Raw genomic sequence first — 18,548 nt, forward strand, 5'->3', positions numbered from 1 at the left:
CGCGCCATTATAACTAAGAATGGTTAAAATTTATAATTTTTAAAATCTAATTTAGCTAAAATGCGCCTTTAAAATTTAACTTGAAATCAGGACAAATCATGGATATTAGAAGCGAATATTTAAATTTCTTTGCAAGCAAGGGGCATCAGATCATCCCCAGCGCGCCGTTGGTGCCGGATGATGATAGCTTGCTGTTTACAAACGCGGGCATGGTGCCCTTTAAAAGCATATTTACAGGAGCCGTTCCGCGCCCGACGCCGCCTATCCGCACGAGCTGTCAGACCTGCATCCGCGCCGGCGGCAAACACAACGACCTAGACAACGTCGGCTACACCGCGCGCCACCATACGTTTTTTGAGATGCTTGGAAATTTCAGCTTCGGCGAGTATTTCAAAGAGCAGGCGATCGCCTATGCGTGGGAGTTCGTAACCGAAATTTTAAAGCTTCCCAAAGACAAACTCTACGTCACCGTGCATGAAAAGGACGATGAAGCGTTTGGGTTCTGGGCGCAGCACATAGCGCAGGAGCGCATCTACCGCTTCGGCGATCACGATAACTTTTGGGCGATGGGCGATACGGGACCGTGCGGACCGTGCTCGGAGATCTTTTACGACCAAGGCGGCGAGCACTTTAACACGCCTGAGGACTACATGGGCGGCGACGGCGACAGATTTCTTGAAATTTGGAACCTAGTTTTCATGCAGTACGAGCGCAGTAGCGACGGCAAGCTAACTCCGCTACCAAAACCTAGCATCGACACGGGCATGGGGCTTGAGCGCGTCACGGCGATTAAAGAAGGCAAGTTTAGCAACTACGACAGCTCGCTTTTTATGCCGCTAATTGATGAGGTTGCAAAGCTTTGCGGCAAACCTTACGTTTATGAAAGCGGCGCGAGCTATCGCGTCATCGCCGATCATATCCGCTCGGTTACGTTTTTGCTAGCGCAGGGAACAAATTTTAATCGCGAGGGTAGAGGATATGTTTTGCGTAGAATTCTGCGCCGTGCCGTTCGCCACGGCTATTTGCTCGGTATAAAAGAGCCCTTTATGTATCGCCTCGTGGATAAAGTATGCGAGCTGATGGGCGGGCACTATGCCTATCTGAACGAGAAAAAGCAAGCCGTAAAGGAGCAGATTAAACTCGAAGAGGAGCGGTTTTTTGCCACTCTTGCAAACGGTATCGAGCTTTTTAACGAGGAGCTTGCGCGCACTAAAGAAATTTTTAGCGGCGAGGTCGCGTTTAAGTTATATGATACCTACGGCTTTCCGCTCGATCTGACCGCTGATATGCTGCGCGAGAAAAATTTACGCGTGGATGAGGCTAAATTTGACGCGCTTATGAGCGAGCAAAGGCAGATAGCTAAAGCCGCATGGAAGGGCAGTGGCGATAAAAACGTCCGTGGCGATTTCAAGGCGCTGCTAGAGAAATTCGGCGAGAATAAATTTAGCGGTTACGAAGAGCTTAGCCGCACGAGCAAGGTTTTAGCACTACTTAACGAGGATTTTGCGGAAGTGGATGAGCTCAAAGCCGGCGATATCGGCTGGGCGATGTTTGATATCACTCCGTTTTATGCACAAAGTGGCGGTCAGACGGGCGATAGCGGCGAAGTGGAGTCCATAGCCGATGTGTTTGATACTCAGAAATTTTATGGGTTAAATTTATCCCACTTGCGCCTTAATCGTAACCTGAAAATCGGCGATATAGTCGGGCTTAAGGTTTCTGAGGAGCGTGAACAGATTGCACGTCATCACAGTGCGACGCACCTTTTGCACGCGGCGCTTCGTGCGGTGCTAGGGGCTCATATCGCTCAAGCAGGAAGCTTGGTTGAAGCGGACCGCTTAAGATTTGACTTCTCGCATCCTAAGGCACTTAGCGACGAGGAGCTAGCTAAAATCGAGGAATTTGTAAATAACGCCGTTTGCAAGGGCTGTGCGGCAAAAACTGAGATTATGGATATAGATGACGCTAAAAACAGCGGCGCGATTGCGCTTTTTGGCGAAAAATATGGCTCAAAAGTGCGCGTTGTGAGCTTCGGAGAGATTAGTAAGGAGCTTTGCGGCGGAATTCACGTGCGTAATTTAAGCGAAATAGGGTCGTTTTTTATAGTCAAAGAAAGCGGCGTAAGTGCGGGCGTTAGGCGTATCGAGGCAGTTTGTTCTCGCGCTGCTTTAAATTCGGCGCTTCAAAATCGCGCTAAGCTTGCTGAAATTTCTGCGGAGTTAAAGGGGGTCGAGCCTCTCCGCGCGATTGAGAAATTAAAAGATGAGATCAGATCGCTAAAAGATCAGATCAAGCATGCAAGCAGTTCCCATGCACTGGCTTTTCTAAATGTCGGTGATACCAAACTTTGCGTATCCTCGGTCGAAAGCGGTGATATAAAAACTATGATAGATGAGTTTAAAAATAGCCACGAAAAGGCGGCGATAATGCTGATGCAAGTGGGCACCGACGGCAAAATTTCAATCGCAGCAGGCGTTAAAAACGCGCCTATTAAAGCGGGCGAGTGGGTTAAGCTAGCAGCGCAAATTTTAGGTGGCGGCGGCGGCGGACGCGATGATTTTGCTACCGCAGGCGGCAAGGACGTGCTAAAAATCGAAGAAGCGATCAAAGAGGCGATCTCTTACGCAAAAGGTAAAATTTGAACGAAATAGATACCGGCTTCATCAAAGCCTCGCAAATTTTGCCGCTGATTCACATTTTAAGCGTGATTTTTTTGATCTGCGCGCAGATCTGCGTATTTTTGATCGCGCGGATTTTTATGAATTTAAGCAGTAAAAGCCAAGCAGATGCGAAGGATGTAAAATTTACAGAAATTTTGCGATATATGAAACGCTATGAGCAGTTCTTTGCACTATTTTTGGTGATCGTTTGCGTAAGTGGATTTTTTCTTGCGGACGGCGGAAGTTTTAAATTTTCAGATCCTATGGTAAAAGGTGCGATTGCCACGTTGTGGGCTGGCGCCAGCTTTATACTACTAAATTTTATCTACATGCATTATAAAATTTCATCTTTGAAGCGAGCTTTGGATGCGGGCGATGAGCTTGAGGCGAATGAGCATTTAATCATCGTCGTTAAATATTTCATCCCGTTAAATATCGTAGTCACGCTGATTTGCGTTTATCTAGGCGTGACGGTGGGCGAGTTTTGATGATTTATTTAGCTTCCAGTTCGCCTACTAGAGCACAAATTCTAAAGGATAGCGGCGTAGAATTTACGCAAATTCCTTTTAATTTCGACGAAAGCGGCGTTAGTAAGGACGATGCACGCACCTATGCTTACCGCGTTGCTGTAGCCAAGAAAGTGCAGTTTTTTAAAATTTATAAAAATTATGATAGAGTGCTGTTTGCCGATAGCTCTGTGCTTGCCGGCGGCGAAATTTTAGGCAAGGCGCGGGATGAAGCGGACGCGTTAAGGATGCTGCGAGCCCAAAGCGGTGCTAGCTGCGCCGTTTATACTGCGATGATTTTTTGCAGTAAGGCGTTAGAGCTTTCGGCACTTAGCGTCGCAAGCTTTGAATTTACGGAATTTACTGAAGCGGATTTAAAAGGTTATATCGCTAGCGGTGATTGGCGCGGCAAGGCGGGTGCGATGAGTATCGAAGGCTTTAACGAAAAATATATCAAAAGCTCGCGTGGGTCAAAATTCACGGCGATGGGGCTTGATCTGGAAATTTTAAAGAGGTTTATATGGTAAGAGTTTTATTTAGTTTTATTACGGTTTGCGCGTTCGCAGCAGGCGGCATCTTTTTGTATTTTTATTCGCAGATCCGCTTGGAATCGGACTCCATAATCAATTATCATCCAGAGCTCACGACTAAAATTTACGATCGCAACGGCAATTTGATAGCCAATGTTTTTAATGAACAAAATAGAATTTACGTAAAATTCGACGAGATTCCAGGCCGCGTGATCGAGGCGCTCGTAGCTATCGAGGATACGGCGTTTTTCGAACACGGCGGTGTGAATGTCGAGGCGATTTTTAGGGCGATTATTAAGGATGTCAAAGCGATGAAATTCGTCGAAGGAGCCTCCACGATTACGCAGCAGATCACGCGAAATTTAGTTCTTTCTAGCGAAAAGAAGCTTGATCGCAAGATCAAAGAAGCGATCCTATCGCTTAAGATAGAAAACGCCCTAAGCAAGGAACAAATTCTAGAGCGTTACTTCAACGAGGTGTATTTCGGGCACGGATATTACGGCATCCGCACGGCGGCTTTGGGATATTTCAAAAAGGATTTGCAAGATTTAAGCCTTAAAGAGATCGCGATTTTAGTGGGCTTGCCGAAAGCTCCTAGCAGCTTTGATCCTACTAAGCACCTGGATTTGTCGCTTTCGCGCGCCAATAACGTGATTTATAGGATGCATGAGCTCGGCTGGATAAATAAGACCGAATATGAGCTTGCGATGAACGAGCAGCCTACGATTTATAATGAAACGCTCACGCAAAACGCAGCGCCGTATGCCGTAGATGAGATCATAAAAGAAGCGGAAAAAATTCTACCGGATGTCCGCACGGGCGGGTATCGCATAGATACGAGCCTTGATTTAAAGGCGCAAGCGATGGCGCAAGAGGCATTAGTTTTCGGCTACAATGAAATTTTAAAGCGCAACAAAGACGCTAATGCAAGCAACGTAAACGGCGCTATGGTCGTCACGCATCCGCAAAACGGCGAAATTTTAGCCTTAGTAGGTGGCGTGGATTACGCGAAATCAAATTTCAATCGCGCCAGCCAATCCCAGCGCCAAACCGGCTCCAGCTTCAAGCCTTTCGTCTATCAAATCGCCCTTGATATGGGCTACTCGACGATGACCGAAGTTCCCGATATAGCTAGAGAATTCGACGATGGCAGCGATAAAACGTGGAAGCCGAAAAATTACGACAAGACTTACAGCGGCTATATCACGATCAAAGAAGCTTTAACTCGCTCGCGTAACCTTGCCTCGATCAATTTGATGCAATCTATCGGCGTTGATCGCGCGGTAAAAAAGCTGGGCGAGTTCGGCTTTAAAAACGTCCCGCCCGCCCTGTCAGTGGCTATCGGCAGCTACGGAATTTCGCCGCTTGAATACTCCACGATGTATTCGATGTTCCCGGGGCTTGGGATTACTGCAAAATCAAAATTTATCGTTTCGATTACCGATAAGGACGGCAAAACTCGCTTTATAGAGCCTGAGCGACGTCGCGTGCTACGCCCTGAGCAGGCATATCTGATGACTACGCTACTAAAAAATATCGTGCAGCGCGGCACCGGCACTCGCGCGCGCGTGCAAGGCATCGACATAGCGGGCAAAACAGGTACCTCAAATGATAGTATAGATGCATGGTTTTGCGGCTTTACGCCGGATTTGCAGATCATAATCTGGTATGGCAACGACGATTATAAACCGATGCGAAAGGTCGAGGGCGGCGGACGTACCGCAGCACCGGTGTTTGCAAAATTTTTAGATGCCTATTTAAAAGAATATCCGCAAACCAAACGAAATTTCACGGTTCCGGACGGCGTCTTTAGCAGCTCATACAACGGCAAGGAGGAGTACTACACTAAAATTTCGCCGCTTCCTAAACCCCGAGAAAGTAGCAGCGACGGATCATTTTAAATTTGGATGGAAATCTAAATTTTATCCGCAGATTAAAAGCAATAAAATATATGGTCAATTTTAAGGGTCAAGATTGCAGGATTTAGAATTTGAAAGTAAAAAGATAAGAATAGAAAACACTCGTATAAAATTCGGTAAATTTTTTACGAAATTATGTTTTATATATTTTTTATATTCTCTTAGCGCCTTTATAATTCCTAAAAATATTTTAGATATTTCTCCTGTGTGCTTGAATTTCGTAAATTTTATGAAAAGCTATTTTCCAAATATCGAAATTATCGGTAGTATTAGCCCATACACCCAACTTTCTGAATTTTACGTTAGTATTATGTGGATATACGGGATTATTATTTTTGCGGTTTCTAGCTTATATTCATTGGTTTATTATATTTACTTTTGCAGATATGATGATGATTTTATATTGCTTTCAAAAAAGAAGTGTGAAAACGATTGCCCGTTTTTGTTGCTTCCGTTTATGTTTGGTCTTGGTATTTTTATGTTTGAGGTTTATTATACCGGATATTTTGCAAGCAGCGGTATAAGCATAAGAACAAGCCATTTTATGCCGGAATTTCAAAGTAGATTTTCAATTTTTGGATATATCATTTTCTTTCAATCCGGTTTTTCTCTTTCGGGTTCCGTAATATTAATGTCTACATTCGAATTTATTTACAAAATATATTTCTATTTAAAAGGAGTGAAAGATGCAGAGCAAAGTCAATGAAAAGAGCGGTGTATTGAATTAAAAATTTGGAGTATTATCGTATGGAATTTCAAAGTTATAAATCTGAAATGCCTCTTTTTATGATCAAAGATTATTGGACTAAAATCAGCACAGAATGTTATTTAATATTAGCTGTATTTTTAGTCATATTCCTATTTTTCTGCAGAGGAAGTGCTTGGGCATATCAATTTTTAGGAGCCGTTACTTTTTTGGTGGGAATTTTATTTATTAATAAACATAAATTTTTAAATTTCTATTCCGATAGAATAGAATATAATTCTTTATGCAAAAATTATAACGATGTATATTCGGTACATAAAAGTGTAAAGGCTTCTAATTTCGATAAAATCGCTATTTATAAATTTTCTGGACTAGTAATTGAAGATGCTTGCAAATACAATGCCAATATAACTAGGTTTAAAAAATTTCTTTTGCTAATTTTATCGTACGCTTTACATCCGATAAATGTTCTTTGCTTCGGTGTACTTAAAATTTTAAGAAGAATAGATAGCATAAATTTAAATGTTCTAATTTTATTAGATAGTACTCATAGTAATTATTTTGCCATTCCGCTAACTATGTTAAGTGAGTACGAACGAGCAAATTTGAAAAAGTATTTAAAAGACAAACTAAATCTAAATCTTGATAATATTGAGATCAGGGATAGATTTATAGATATAAATTTTATATAAAATTTTCTAAAACCCTTTATTTCAGTATATTTTAATAAATTCCAGCTTAAGCAGATAAATTTTATCTTTTTATTGACGAGCCTCAATGCTTATAGAAATTTAAATGGGTAGAATTCTCTCCTAATTTCAGTTAAAGGAGTGAAAATGGCAGAATATAAAAAGCTCTGGATGACGCTTGTAGCGGTACTCATCGTGGGCTTTAGTTTCTTGGGTTTTTACGGCGGCGAGGTGTATAGGCAGTCTCCGCCGGTGGTAAAATTTACCGATGCTAGCGGAGCTGAGCTAATCAGTACCGAGCGCATTTACCGCGGGCAGGAGGCCTGGCAGAGCATCGGCGGTATGCAGGTGGGCTCTATCTGGGGTCACGGAGCGTATCAAGCGCCCGATTGGAGCGCGGATTGGCTGCATAAGGAGCTGGTCGCGTTTATGGATATCAAGGCGCAGGAGCGTTTCGGCGTGAAATTTGACGCCTTAAATGACGAGCAAAAGGCGCAGATCAAGGCGCTTACCAAGGCCGAGTATCGCACCAATACCGTAAAAGACGGCACCGTCAAGCTAAGCGATGATCGCTTGAAGGCTATGGCGGTCGTAAAAGACGAGTACATGGGCGTTTTCGGAAACGATCCGCGCTTTAAAAAGCTTCGCGAGGATTACGCGATGAAGGAAAACACGCTCGCAAACGAGCAACACCGCGCCGAGCTCGTGGATTTCATCTTTTGGACTGCTTGGGCTGTTTCTACGGATCGTCCGAGCGGAGAGGCGACCTATACTAATAACTGGCCGCACGAGCCGCTGATAGACAATGTCCCTACCACGGAAAACGTCATTTGGACAATCATAAGCCTCGTTGTTTTGCTTACCGGCATCGGCTTGTTGGTTTGGTTCGGAAATTTCTACGGCAAAAAGGACGAGGATTTCGAGGCTCCTGCGAAGCTAAACGCCGATCCGATCGCCGCTTTAGCGCTTACGCCGTCGCAAAAGGCGCTCGGCAAGTACCTTTTCGTAGCGATTGCATTGTTTGCATTTCAAGCCTTCATCGGCGGCTTTGTTGCGCACTACACGATCGAGGGTCAGTCCTTTTTCGGGCTTGATATTTCGCAATATATCCCTTACTCGCTAGCTCGCACCTGGCACGTGCAGGCGTCCATTTTCTGGATCGCTACGGGCTTTTTGGCGGCGGGATTGTTTCTAGCGCCGATCATCAACGGCGGCAAGGATCCTAAATTTCAAAAGCTCGGCGTGGACGTGCTTTTCTACGCGCTTCTTTTCTTGGTCGTTGGCAGCTTCGCGGGCGAATACATGGCTATTGCGGGTAAGATGGATCCAAGCAGCAGTTTCTGGATCGGACATCAAGGATACGAGTATTTAGATCTCGGTAGAATTTGGCAGCTGATACTATTTGTGGGCCTTGTGATCTGGATGGTACTCGTGCTTCGCGGCTTTATCGCGGGCTTTAGAGCCGAGGGCGATAAGAATTTATTGGCGATCTTTACCGCTTCGGTTATCGCCGTGGGGCTTTTTTACGGCGCGGGACTATTTTACGGACAGCGCTCGCCGATCCCTGTGATGGAGTATTGGCGCTGGTGGGTCGTGCACCTTTGGGTCGAAGGATTTTTCGAGGTTTTCGCGACGGCGTCTTTGGCGTTCGTGTTCGCATCCTTGGGCTTAGTAAGTAAGAAATTTGCCACCTACACCTCGATTGCTAGCGCGTCGATTTTCCTAATCGGCGGAATTCCTGGTACCTTCCACCACCTCTATTTTGCGGGCACTACTACGCCGATAATGGCTGTGGGTGCGAGCTTCTCGGCGCTTGAGGTCGTGCCTTTGGTGCTTTTGGGCTCGGAGGCGTTTCACTATTACAAGCTTCAATTCGCGCAGGATTGGGCTAAGCGTCTAAAATGGCCGCTTTACTGCTTCATCGCCGTGGCGTTTTGGAATATGCTGGGCGCGGGCGTTTTCGGCTTTTTGATCAACCCGCCGCTTGCGCTATTTTACATCCAGGGCTTAAACACCACCGCGGTGCACGCTCATACGGCGCTATTTGGTGTATACGGCTTTTTGGCGCTCGGCTTCGTATGGCTCGTGGCGCTGTATATCTACAGAGAAAAGAGCTTTGACGATACGCTTATGAAGATCGGCTTTTGGGCGCTTAACGCGGGTCTGCTTCTAATGGTGCTGATTTCGCTATTGCCTGTCGGAATTTTGCAGGCATTCGCGGCGATCGATGTTGGTATGTGGTACGCAAGAAGCGCGGAATTCTTGCAAAAAGACAGCCTCTACGGGCTCCGTTGGGCGCGCATCATTGGCGATACGATCTTTTTGGTAGGAAGCGTGTGCTTCTTGATTCAAATCGTGCGAATGATATTCTCACGCGCTAAATAGAGCCTTCGCGAGCTCTTATCGCTTGTTTGCCTCGCAGGAATTTTATATTCTTGCGAGGCTTTTTAAATTTTACTCGGCTTTGCGCGAGCCTTTTGTGCGTTAGCTTTTGGCGCAAAGGGTAGCCGTGCGAACCTTTTGCCGCAGACGATATCCGCGCGAGCTTTAAGCTTAGCCGTAAATTGCGCTAAATCTTTAAAATTTTAAAATTTCATCCTCTTAAATTTACCCGAGCCAAATTTTAAATTTGCTACAATTACCGCCGAAATTTCAATCTCAAGGAGTGGAAAATGGGTGTGCGAGAGCAAATTTTAGAAGACATTAAAACGGCGATGAAGAGCGGCGATCACTTCCGTAGAGACAGCCTGAGGATGCTTAACGCCGCGCTTAAACAGGTCGAGGTGGACGAGCGCATCAGCCTTAGCGACGAGCGCGTCTTTAGCATACTTCAAAGCGAGATCAAGCGCCGAAACGACTCCGTGCAGCAGTACCGCGCGGGCGGTCGCGACGATCTGGCGAAAAAAGAGCAGGGCGAGATCGAGATCATCGCGTCTTATCTGCCCGCGCAGCTAGGCGATACCGAGCTTGCCGCTGCGGTTGGCTCGTTAATCGCACAGCTCGGCGCTAGCGGCGCAAAGGATATGGGGCGCGTGATGAAAGCCGCCAAGGAAGCGCTCGGCTCAAGCGTGGACGGCAAGCGGCTGAGCGATGCAGTCAAAGCGGCACTGAAGTAGCCTGCGTTTGAGGCTAAATTTAAGTCCGGCTACGGCTAAATTGTATCGACGTAAAATTTCGCTGCTGAAATTTTTTAAGATAGAGCTTTGGCTGCGGAATTTATACGCTAATTTAAAATTTTAAAGGATTATCATGAAAAAATTTATCGCGGTTTTACTAGCTGTCCTGCTTGTGGGGTGCCAGTGCAAACAAAACGTAGTGCCTGGGGCGAACGAAACGCCCGAAAAGATAACGGCATTTTTCATAAACGATGGCAAGGAATACATCGTAGGCGAGAAACTCAGCTATGTCCTAACGAACGGCTCGTCGCTTAAGAATATCTCGGAATTTTACGATGGCGGATACGCCAAAGGGCTTAAGCGCGAGTTTGTGCGGATCGAAGTAACCGATGCTAAAAACGGCGAGGCGCGCGGTAGCTTCAGTGCTTTTTTAAACTCTGCCGCAGGAGCAGACGTCGCCAAAATCAAAGCTCTAGCGAACCGCATCGAAATCGATGAGAAAAAGGGCGAGATTGAAGCGATTTTCTACTTCGATGCGCGCGTCGTGCAGATCAAAAATCTTAGCGAAATAATGAAGCCAAGCGATAGGCTGCGCTCTCCGATACCCGCTCACATCGAGGTTAGGCCTGAACGCTGCGAGGGCAACGTCCTATTGGATACGTTAGGCGTAATCGTGGCTATACCGGTGGTAATCGTGGGCGTAGTGCTATTTCTGCCCGTCGGGGCGATGGAGGCGCTTGCGATGCAGCATAGCCCGCGATAATAAAAGCCGTAAAATTCCGTATCTTGCAGCGAAACTTACAATGTAATGATCGATGAAGCTCGGCGAAATTTGGTATAACTTAGATCGCAAGTTCGATCTATTTATGATCGCATTTTATTTGGCGGCGATGTGGTACGGATTTCTTTTTAGCTTGAATCCTAAAAGCTTAGATGATCTGAAAATCGCAAATGGAATAATCATGGATGTCGGAAGCGATGATGGGCGCGAATATATGCAGATTTTTACGGATGAGCGCAAATTTATCAAAGTCTTTTTAAATGGCGATACGGATAACTTAACCTCCTTTTATAAAAATAAAATTTTGCTCAATGCAGCAATTGCTGAAGCTAATTTCAAGCGGTTAGGAGCGGATGAGTGGCAAGGTGTAAATATCAAGCCTTCCATCTCGCTAATCGCATACGAATGGCTGGAAGGAAAGCGAGTTAAAGCTTGGTATCAAAGCCGTCCGTTTCCGTTTCAGGGTCGCGGCACGGCATATCAAGTTTTATTTTTAGATTATAATGCAAGCGCCGATCCGCCGCAACGCGAGTATCTGATGAAATTCAGATATGACAAATACGCTACGACGGATGATAAATTTACGGCTATGGTATTTGGAGCTTTGACGCTCATTTTTCTTGCGATTATGGCGGGTAAATTTTATCAAGCATGGCGCCAACTGCAATAAACATTGCGCCGCGGAATTTTAAGTAGCATCGGATAGCCTGAAAACACGGCGCGCAGCATCGATACGAAGCACTTTAAAAGACGCTAGGCTTGCGGCGTGCATTTCATTGCGGATAGCGGCGGCGCGAGCAGGATAAGCTTACGGCGATAAATTTAAATCGTCATCAAAAGACAGATCGAAACGAGATTTAAAATTTTGATAAATAGCTTGCGCCGAGTTTTGAAATTTTGCGACTCTAGCTACCCCGGCTAGCGCTAAATTTTAAAATTTAAACTGCGCGAGATTTCAAAATTTTAAATCTCGCGCTCGTTTAGCAGTATCCATAGAATTCCAAACGTCAAATGGGACGGATGGACTAAAATAGCCCTTTGAGCAGCCCCTTAACCACGTCCGATTTTTCCTTTTTAGCGTCGTTTTTGCTGCTGTTATCGTCCTTTTTGACGCCGAAAAGCTTGTCGATGCCCTTGCCGATCTGCTTGTCGAGCTTGCCCTTTAGATAGTCCGATTGGATATTGTATTTCGGCTCTTTAATCGTGCCGGTGATGTTTATTTCAAGATCGGTTTTTTCGATGTTTGCCTTAACCGGCACCGAAATCGCGCCCGTTTTACTATCCAGCGTGCCGTCCGTTACGTTTAGCTTGCTTTTTTGCGCGCTCATATCGGCGTTGAAATTTATCAAATTTTGCTTGATCGTGCCGTTTACTTTGGCGTCGTTATAGACCTCACCGCCTAGATCACGACCTAAAATTTTGCCGATTTTATCGATCAATCCGCCGCTAGGAAGGCGACCGTTATTGATGATCGCGTCGAATTTTCCGCTGTGCGAGCTAGTATTATACGTAAGATTTGCATTGCCCGTGCCGTCGTAGACGTGATCGATATTTAGAAGCGTCGTAAGCTCTTTGACGATAAAATTTTGGATTTTAAAATTTGCCTCATCGCCCGCGATCTGTCCGTTCAGCTCACCGCCCGCGACCTTGGAATTTATGGTCGCAAACAGGCTCTTGCCGTCGTGCGAAAGCTCGCCGGTCGCGGCAATCTTGCCGTTTAGTCTACGATTTAGAAAAAACTCCAGTCGCTGCAGGCTCGGGATCAACAGCGCGTAGTTCGCCTTAAGCGCTTTGTTTTTGAGCTCGTAGGTGCCGTTTAGGCTCTGAAGCTGCGCTAGATCGGAGTTTGCGCTAGCGCTAAAGGTCGCGACTGAGTTTTTGATATTTGTCTGCGCCTGCGCGTCCGCTTTTAGATCGCTCGGGAAGTTCTTGTCCGTCGCGCCGTCTAAAAATTTCTTAAAAATTACTCCGTTAGCGAGCGAAATTTGCGCCGTACCGTTGATGCCGTCCTTTAAGCTTAACTTCGCATCGCCGTTTATCGTGCCGTTTCCGATCGCGTTGCCGTAAAACAGAGCCGAAAGCACGGCCAGATTTAGATTGCTAGCCTTAAGCTTTAGATCGCTTAAATTTCCGCTCGCATTCAGGTTGCCGCCCATCGCGTTTAGATTTAAGCTTAGATTTTTAAGTTCGTTCTGCGCTAGAGCCGCGCTAAGCTCGCCGTTTGCCTTGCCTTGCAGCTTCACTCCCAGGACGTTTTGCAGCGCGGCTAGATCGTTTGCATTTAGCTTCGCGGACAGCTCGCCGTTTTTGTTTTTCAGGTCAAATTTGGCCTCCGCATCCGCTTTAAGCGCGTCTTTAAACGCTGAAATTTGCGAGTTTGAAAGCTCAAGCGTAGAAAAATCGGTCTTTAAATTTCCGTTTGCTTTAACGTCGCCCGAAATTTTGCGCCCGATAAGGCTTTCGAGCTTCGCTAGATCGGGCAAATTCAGATTAAAATCGGAATTTAAAGTTTTGTTTTTCAGATCAAATTCCGATTTTTCGGCGCTGATCTTACCTAGCGTCGAATCGATCTTGCTTGCTGCTCGCAAGATGTCATTTTGCGCCGTGATGTCCGAATTCAACGTGATCTGCACGCCCTTTGGGATGGAGATATTCATATCTTTAAACGCAGATTCGTTTAGGATCAAATTTGAACTCTTGATACTCGCGTTGCCATCTGCGCCGCCGCCGCTAGCCTTGATATCTGAGAGAATGTCGATATTTCCTTTGGCGTAGATCGGCAGCGAGGCTACGGCAAGGGCCTTTTCGATGTTTAGAGCTTTAGCATCGATTTGCAGATCAAGTGGCTTGAGGTCTTTTAAATTTGCTAAAAATTTTACGTTGCTATCAAAAATCCGCCCGCTGCCGTTGATGCCGAATTTGTCAAGATCGCCTAAAATTTGCCCTTTGAGGCTTAGCTCTTCGCTCGTTTTTATGCCGAGCTTGGCTAGATCGTGCGCGTTTGCGTCGTAGTTAAGATCGAAAGAGCGCGCAAAAAGCGAGTATTTGCCCTTTACGTTTACGCTCGCAGCATCATTTACGTTGGCGCTGATGTCCAGATCGCCGAAATTTAGATCGAATTTCTCAAGCTTCACATCAAGGCCGCTTTTTTCTTTGATCAAATTTTCTATATAAGGCTTAGCAAGATGGTTGCCAAAATCGCTGAAAAATAGGCAGCCCGCGCCTACTATAAGCAGGATTAAAATTCCTGCGATTATGCCGAAAATTTTCATTTCGTCCCCTTAAAAATTTAAAATTTGAGGGTATTATAGCCCTTAAAATTTAACGTTTAAAATCTCAATACTTGAGTTTAAATCACTAAAGTTTTATAAAAATTTTTCATAAACTATTGACAAGATTTTAAATTTTGCATATAATCTTAGCACTCAAACACATTGAGTGCCAATTTTAGAAATCACAAATCAAAGAAAGGACTGAAATGAAATTTCAACCACTTGGCAAGCGCGTTCTAATAGAGCGCGAGGAGGAGACCAAAAAGACCGCTTCGGGCATCATCATCCCCGACAATGCTTCAAAAGAGAAGCCTTCGACCGGCAAAATCGTAGCCGTCGGCAGCGAATGCGAGGGCGTGAAAAAGGGCGATACCGTAGCGTTTGCAAAATACGCAGGTAGCGAGATTAGCTTAGACGATAAGAAATTTCTTATCTTAAATTTAGAAGACGTTTTAGGCATAATTAAATAAAAAGGATTGAAAATGGCAAAAGAAATTATTTTTTCAGACGACGCAAGAAACAAACTCTACGCGGGCGTTAGGAAGCTAAACGATGCTGTAAAAGTTACGATGGGACCTCGCGGTCGCAATGTCTTAATCCAAAAGAGCTTCGGCGCTCCTGCGATCACAAAAGACGGCGTAACCGTCGCTAAAGAGATTGAGCTAAAAGATACGCTAGAGAATATGGGTGCTTCTTTGGTGCGCGAAGTAGCGAGTAAAACCAACGATCAAGCAGGAGATGGCACTACTACAGCAACCGTGCTAGCTCACGCGATCTTTAAAGAGGGCCTACGCAATGTAACTGCGGGCGCAAATCCGATCGAAGTTAAGCGCGGTATGGATAAATTTAGCGCTGCGGTTATTGAGGAGCTAAAAAAATCCTCTAAAAAAGTAAGCGGCAAAAAAGAGATCGCTCAGGTTGCTACGATCTCTGCCAATAACGACAGCGCGGTGGGCGATCTGATCGCAGACGCTATGGAAAGAGTCGGCAAGGACGGCGTTATCACCGTTGAAGAGGCAAAATCTATTAACGATGAGTTAAACGTAGTCGAGGGAATGCAGTTTGACCGCGGCTATCTAAGCCCATATTTCATTACAAATGCCGAGAAAATGCTAGTCGAGCTAGCTTCTCCACTAGTGCTTCTATTTGACAAAAAAATTACAAATTTAAAAGACCTATTACCGGTTTTGGAGCAGGTTCAAAAAAGCGGCAAACCGCTTCTAATCATCGCCGAAGATATCGAGGGCGAGGCACTTGCGACTTTAGTCGTAAATAAACTTCGCGGCGTGCTAAACATCTCTGCGGTCAAAGCCCCTGGATTTGGCGATCGCAGAAAGGCGATGCTTGAAGATATTGCGATTTTAACAGGCGGCACCGTCATCAGCGAGGAGCTTGGCAGAACGCTAGAAAGCGCTTCCATGGCCGATCTTGGACAGGCTGAGCGTATCGTGATCGACAAAGACAACACCACCATCGTAGGCGGCGCGGGCAAGAAAAAAGATATCGATGCGCGCGTTTCGCAGATCAAAGCTCAAATCGCCGAGACTACGAGCGATTACGACAAAGAGAAGCTTCAAGAGCGCATGGCTAAGCTTAGCGGCGGCGTTGCGGTCATCAAGGTGGGCGCTGCGACCGAAACCGAGATGAAAGAGAAAAAAGACCGTGTAGACGACGCTCTAAACGCAACCAAAGCAGCCGTAGACGAGGGTATCGTAATCGGCGGCGGCGCTGCGCTAATCAGAGCGGGACTTAGCGTAAAACTAGCCCTAAGCGGCGACGAGCTTATCGGCGCGGACATCGTTAAGCGCGCACTTTTTGCTCCTCTTCGCCAGATCGCCGAGAATGCGGGATTTGACGCGGGCGTCGTAGCAAATGCCGTCGAGCAGAATAAAGACAAGAAATTCGGCTTTAATGCCGCAAACGGCGAGTACGTCAATATGTTTGACGCAGGCATCATCGATCCTGTGAAGGTCGAGCGTATCGCGCTTCAAAACGCAGTTTCCGTCGCAAGCCTGCTTCTAACGACCGAAGCAACCGTAAGCGAGATCAAAGAGGAGAAACCTGCAATGCCTCCAATGCCTGATATGGGTGGCATGGGCGGAATGGGCGGAATGATGTAGCCCTCATAGGAGCGTCATTCGGCGTTCCTATGCCATTACAACGGCGTGGTGAGATTTTACGGTGCCCCCGCAATGCCTTTGTGGCGATGCTTTTGCTATGCGCCGTAGAATGAGATGTGCCGCGTTTTGGATATGTCTAAGACGCGGCGATTTATTATGAATTAACGATTAAGTGGTGTGATTTTTAGTCACTGCATGATCTTATAAATTTCGTATCTCATCGCAAATTTGCTGTTTTGCCGCTTTATCCTTTAATTTAAAAGCTTTATCTGAGCTTGCTTTTTACCTTAAGTTCTGACTTGCCACTCAAAATTTAAGCGCAGAATTCTAAAACTTTAAAATTTTCAGCTATCCCACCTAAACGCTTACAAGATAAAATTTTTTCGTGGCGTCATATTTTTGTTGTGATAAAATTTTATTGCCAGATAGAATCCTAGCTGCGGAATTTTTAAAGCTTAGCCTTTTGTTTGGCGATACGGCTTTGAATTAGAGCTGAGATTTCATAGCCTCACTCATTAAATTTAACGCGGCTTAATCTAAGCTTTGCTAAATTTCGCCTAAAATCCATGGAAAGGAAAACGATGAAAAATTTAGCTCGTATTTTTTTAATTGCGTTCATTTTGACGAGCTTTTCTGGCGCTTTTGCCGCGCAGCAAAACCATAAATCGCCCGCCGCGTTGCAAAACCATAAATCTAAAATTTCATCTCAAAATCTGCGAGCTAAAGATCATTCGAGTAAAAATACCTCGGTGAAATCCTCTGCTGAGCCACATGCTAAAAAACCTGCAAATGCTAAAAGTCTTTCAAATTCCAAGCTCACAAAAAATACGCGTGCGTCTAGGAATTTCGCTAAAAATTCCACGCAAAAAAGTGCGAAAAATTTTACTAAAAATCCCGGGCAAAATTTCGCATCGCATTCTGCGAGAAATAAAGCATCTAAGCGCCCGGCTAATCAATCAAGCAGCCAGAATGAAGCTAGCAAGAGTCTAGTTGCGACGCTGATGCGTTTGCCAAAGACCCGTATCTATGAGGACGAGGCGCCAAGCGCTCGCGATACCGCGCAAACTTACAGAGGTGCAGATATGCGGAGAAATGCAAGCGCGCAAACTCACGGAGGCGCGGATGAGCAGACTGGCAAAATCGTAGATGCACAAGCTCGCAAATTAACGACGACTCGAATTGCACAGCCGCAAGCTCTCCGCGTCTATAGTGCAACTCGTTCTGGCGCTATGGGGCATACAGCTGCATCTCATTCGAGCGCCACGAAGTATACGGCTCGTCAAAATGCCCGCGCGCCCTATCTTCCCACATCTGCTCGCTCTAGCCGTGCGATAGGGCGCCCTAGCGGTAGCGCGCTTAGTAAGATGTCGTCGCCAAAGCGGGGTAATGCGCTAGGGCAAGGTGCTGCGATGCGTTATGATGAGCGTTGGGCGAAGCCCGCTCCACAGCCTTACGAGCCTGCGCCTGAGACCGAGAAAAAGCGCGGGCTGATATTTTCGTCGCAGTGGGGCCCCGCCGCGCCGAAAAGCAAGTGGCAGCAGCACGAAGCCCCGACGGATGACGCTTCGTCGCGCAATGAGTCGGTGATGGATATGCTGCAGGACAAGATGAGCAGGGTCAAGGTGAATATGGAGCTAGTGCGCTAGCCTAGGCGGCACGCCGGCGCAATTTATATGCGTAGGCGGTTTAAATTTTGCTGCCTCTATAAGATCGCGATACTGGCGCGGTGTGCAAAACACGAACGGCTGACGTTTTTTTCGGCTTTGCCGCCGTGCGAAACAATGCCCTAATGCTGCAATTAAAGATAGAATGTTCATATTTCATCTACTTGCTTTGAATTTCACGGCTGCATGCCGCGCTGCTAGGATAAACCATACTGCACTCGTTTTGCGCGAGTGAGCGCTGCGACGATACTGTGGGTAAAATTTCGCGGAAATTTCAAAAGCTTAATTTTGTAATTTTATGTCGCAGGACTTCGCTTGCCTGCTAAGTTTGCGGAATTTTGCTTGGCTACGTGGTTTATTAAATTTCGCTTGCCATAAAATTTTGTATAGTTTTATTTGCTACCGGAATTTTTAGAATTTTATTAGATGGCGGAATTTTATAGAGCTCTATTCGCTAAAATTTCGCGGCAAAATGAAATTTTTCGTAAGCGCAAAAGCAAAATTCAGCGGGTGAAATTATACGGCGGGTGGCGAGCGCGAATTATTAAATTTTAACCCCGTTTTGAATAAAATAGCGCAAAAAAT

14 protein-coding genes are annotated in these 18,548 nt (G+C 45.8%); 13 read left to right on the forward strand and 1 reads right to left on the reverse strand.

Features of this window, described 5'->3' with window-relative positions:
• Nucleotides 1-98 precede the first annotated feature (98 nt).
• The 10 genes from alaS to Q0369_RS07660 all read left to right on the forward strand — a co-directional run bounded on the left by alaS (nt 99) and on the right by Q0369_RS07660 (nt 11,577).
• On the forward strand, nt 99-2,642 hold the full coding sequence (gene alaS / locus Q0369_RS07615) for an alanine--tRNA ligase (RefSeq protein WP_298098192.1): 2,544 nt from the start codon (nt 99-101) through the stop codon (nt 2,640-2,642).
• Entirely contained in the window at nt 2,639-3,148 is a 510-nt protein-coding gene (locus Q0369_RS07620; protein WP_298098195.1) for a hypothetical protein, read from the forward strand. Before alaS ends, Q0369_RS07620 begins: the two co-directional genes overlap by 4 nt.
• Nucleotides 3,148-3,693, forward strand: a complete 546-nt coding sequence (gene maf / locus Q0369_RS07625) for a septum formation inhibitor Maf (RefSeq protein WP_298098198.1) — start codon at nt 3,148-3,150, stop codon at nt 3,691-3,693. Before Q0369_RS07620 ends, maf begins: the two co-directional genes overlap by 1 nt.
• Nucleotides 3,687-5,597, forward strand: coding sequence for a transglycosylase domain-containing protein (locus Q0369_RS07630; protein WP_298098201.1), 1,911 nt, complete (start codon nt 3,687-3,689; stop codon nt 5,595-5,597). The genes maf and Q0369_RS07630 overlap by 7 nt, the downstream gene beginning before the upstream one ends.
• A 73-nt stretch (nt 5,598-5,670) precedes the next feature.
• Nucleotides 5,671-6,321: a hypothetical protein gene (locus tag Q0369_RS07635; RefSeq protein WP_298098204.1), complete on the forward strand. Its 651-nt coding sequence runs from the start codon at nt 5,671-5,673 to the stop codon at nt 6,319-6,321.
• Nucleotides 6,322-6,362: 41 nt separating this feature from the next.
• On the forward strand, nt 6,363-7,013 hold the full coding sequence (locus tag Q0369_RS07640; protein WP_298098207.1) for a hypothetical protein: 651 nt from the start codon (nt 6,363-6,365) through the stop codon (nt 7,011-7,013).
• A gap of 144 nt (nt 7,014-7,157) precedes the next feature.
• The gene (locus Q0369_RS07645) at nt 7,158-9,395 is read left to right on the forward strand and encodes a nitric-oxide reductase large subunit (protein ID WP_298098211.1); all 2,238 of its coding nucleotides are present in this window, start codon (nt 7,158-7,160) and stop codon (nt 9,393-9,395) included.
• Between the two features lie 287 nt (nt 9,396-9,682).
• Nucleotides 9,683-10,126, forward strand: coding sequence for a GatB/YqeY domain-containing protein (locus tag Q0369_RS07650; protein ID WP_298098216.1), 444 nt, complete (start codon nt 9,683-9,685; stop codon nt 10,124-10,126).
• 133 nt (nt 10,127-10,259) lie between these two features.
• Nucleotides 10,260-10,889: a hypothetical protein gene (locus tag Q0369_RS07655; protein WP_298098219.1), complete on the forward strand. Its 630-nt coding sequence runs from the start codon at nt 10,260-10,262 to the stop codon at nt 10,887-10,889.
• A gap of 52 nt (nt 10,890-10,941) precedes the next feature.
• Nucleotides 10,942-11,577 carry a hypothetical protein gene (locus tag Q0369_RS07660; protein WP_298098221.1) on the forward strand — a complete coding sequence of 212 codons (636 nt, stop codon included), beginning with the start codon at nt 10,942-10,944 and terminating at the stop codon, nt 11,575-11,577.
• 355 nt (nt 11,578-11,932) lie between these two features.
• Here the strand turns inward: Q0369_RS07660 and Q0369_RS07665 are convergent, their stop codons facing one another.
• Nucleotides 11,933-14,179, reverse strand: coding sequence for a hypothetical protein (locus Q0369_RS07665; protein WP_298098223.1), 2,247 nt, complete (start codon nt 14,177-14,179; stop codon nt 11,933-11,935).
• 206 nt (nt 14,180-14,385) lie between these two features.
• Between Q0369_RS07665 and groES the strand changes: the two genes are divergently transcribed.
• The 3 genes from groES to Q0369_RS07680 all read left to right on the forward strand — a co-directional run bounded on the left by groES (nt 14,386) and on the right by Q0369_RS07680 (nt 17,945).
• Complete coding sequence (gene groES / locus Q0369_RS07670; protein WP_298098226.1) at nt 14,386-14,649, forward strand: co-chaperone GroES; 264 nt, start codon at nt 14,386-14,388, stop codon at nt 14,647-14,649.
• A 12-nt stretch (nt 14,650-14,661) separates the two neighbouring features.
• Nucleotides 14,662-16,299 carry a chaperonin GroEL gene (gene groL / locus Q0369_RS07675; protein WP_298098229.1) on the forward strand — a complete coding sequence of 546 codons (1,638 nt, stop codon included), beginning with the start codon at nt 14,662-14,664 and terminating at the stop codon, nt 16,297-16,299.
• Nucleotides 16,300-16,880: 581 nt separating this feature from the next.
• Entirely contained in the window at nt 16,881-17,945 is a 1,065-nt protein-coding gene (locus Q0369_RS07680) for a hypothetical protein (RefSeq protein WP_298098232.1), read from the forward strand.
• The last annotated feature ends 603 nt before the right edge of the window (nt 17,946-18,548 follow it).

Origin of the sequence: uncultured Campylobacter sp., assembly GCF_938030685.1 — a bacterium.
Taxonomy (GTDB): Bacteria; Campylobacterota; Campylobacteria; order Campylobacterales; family Campylobacteraceae; genus Campylobacter_B.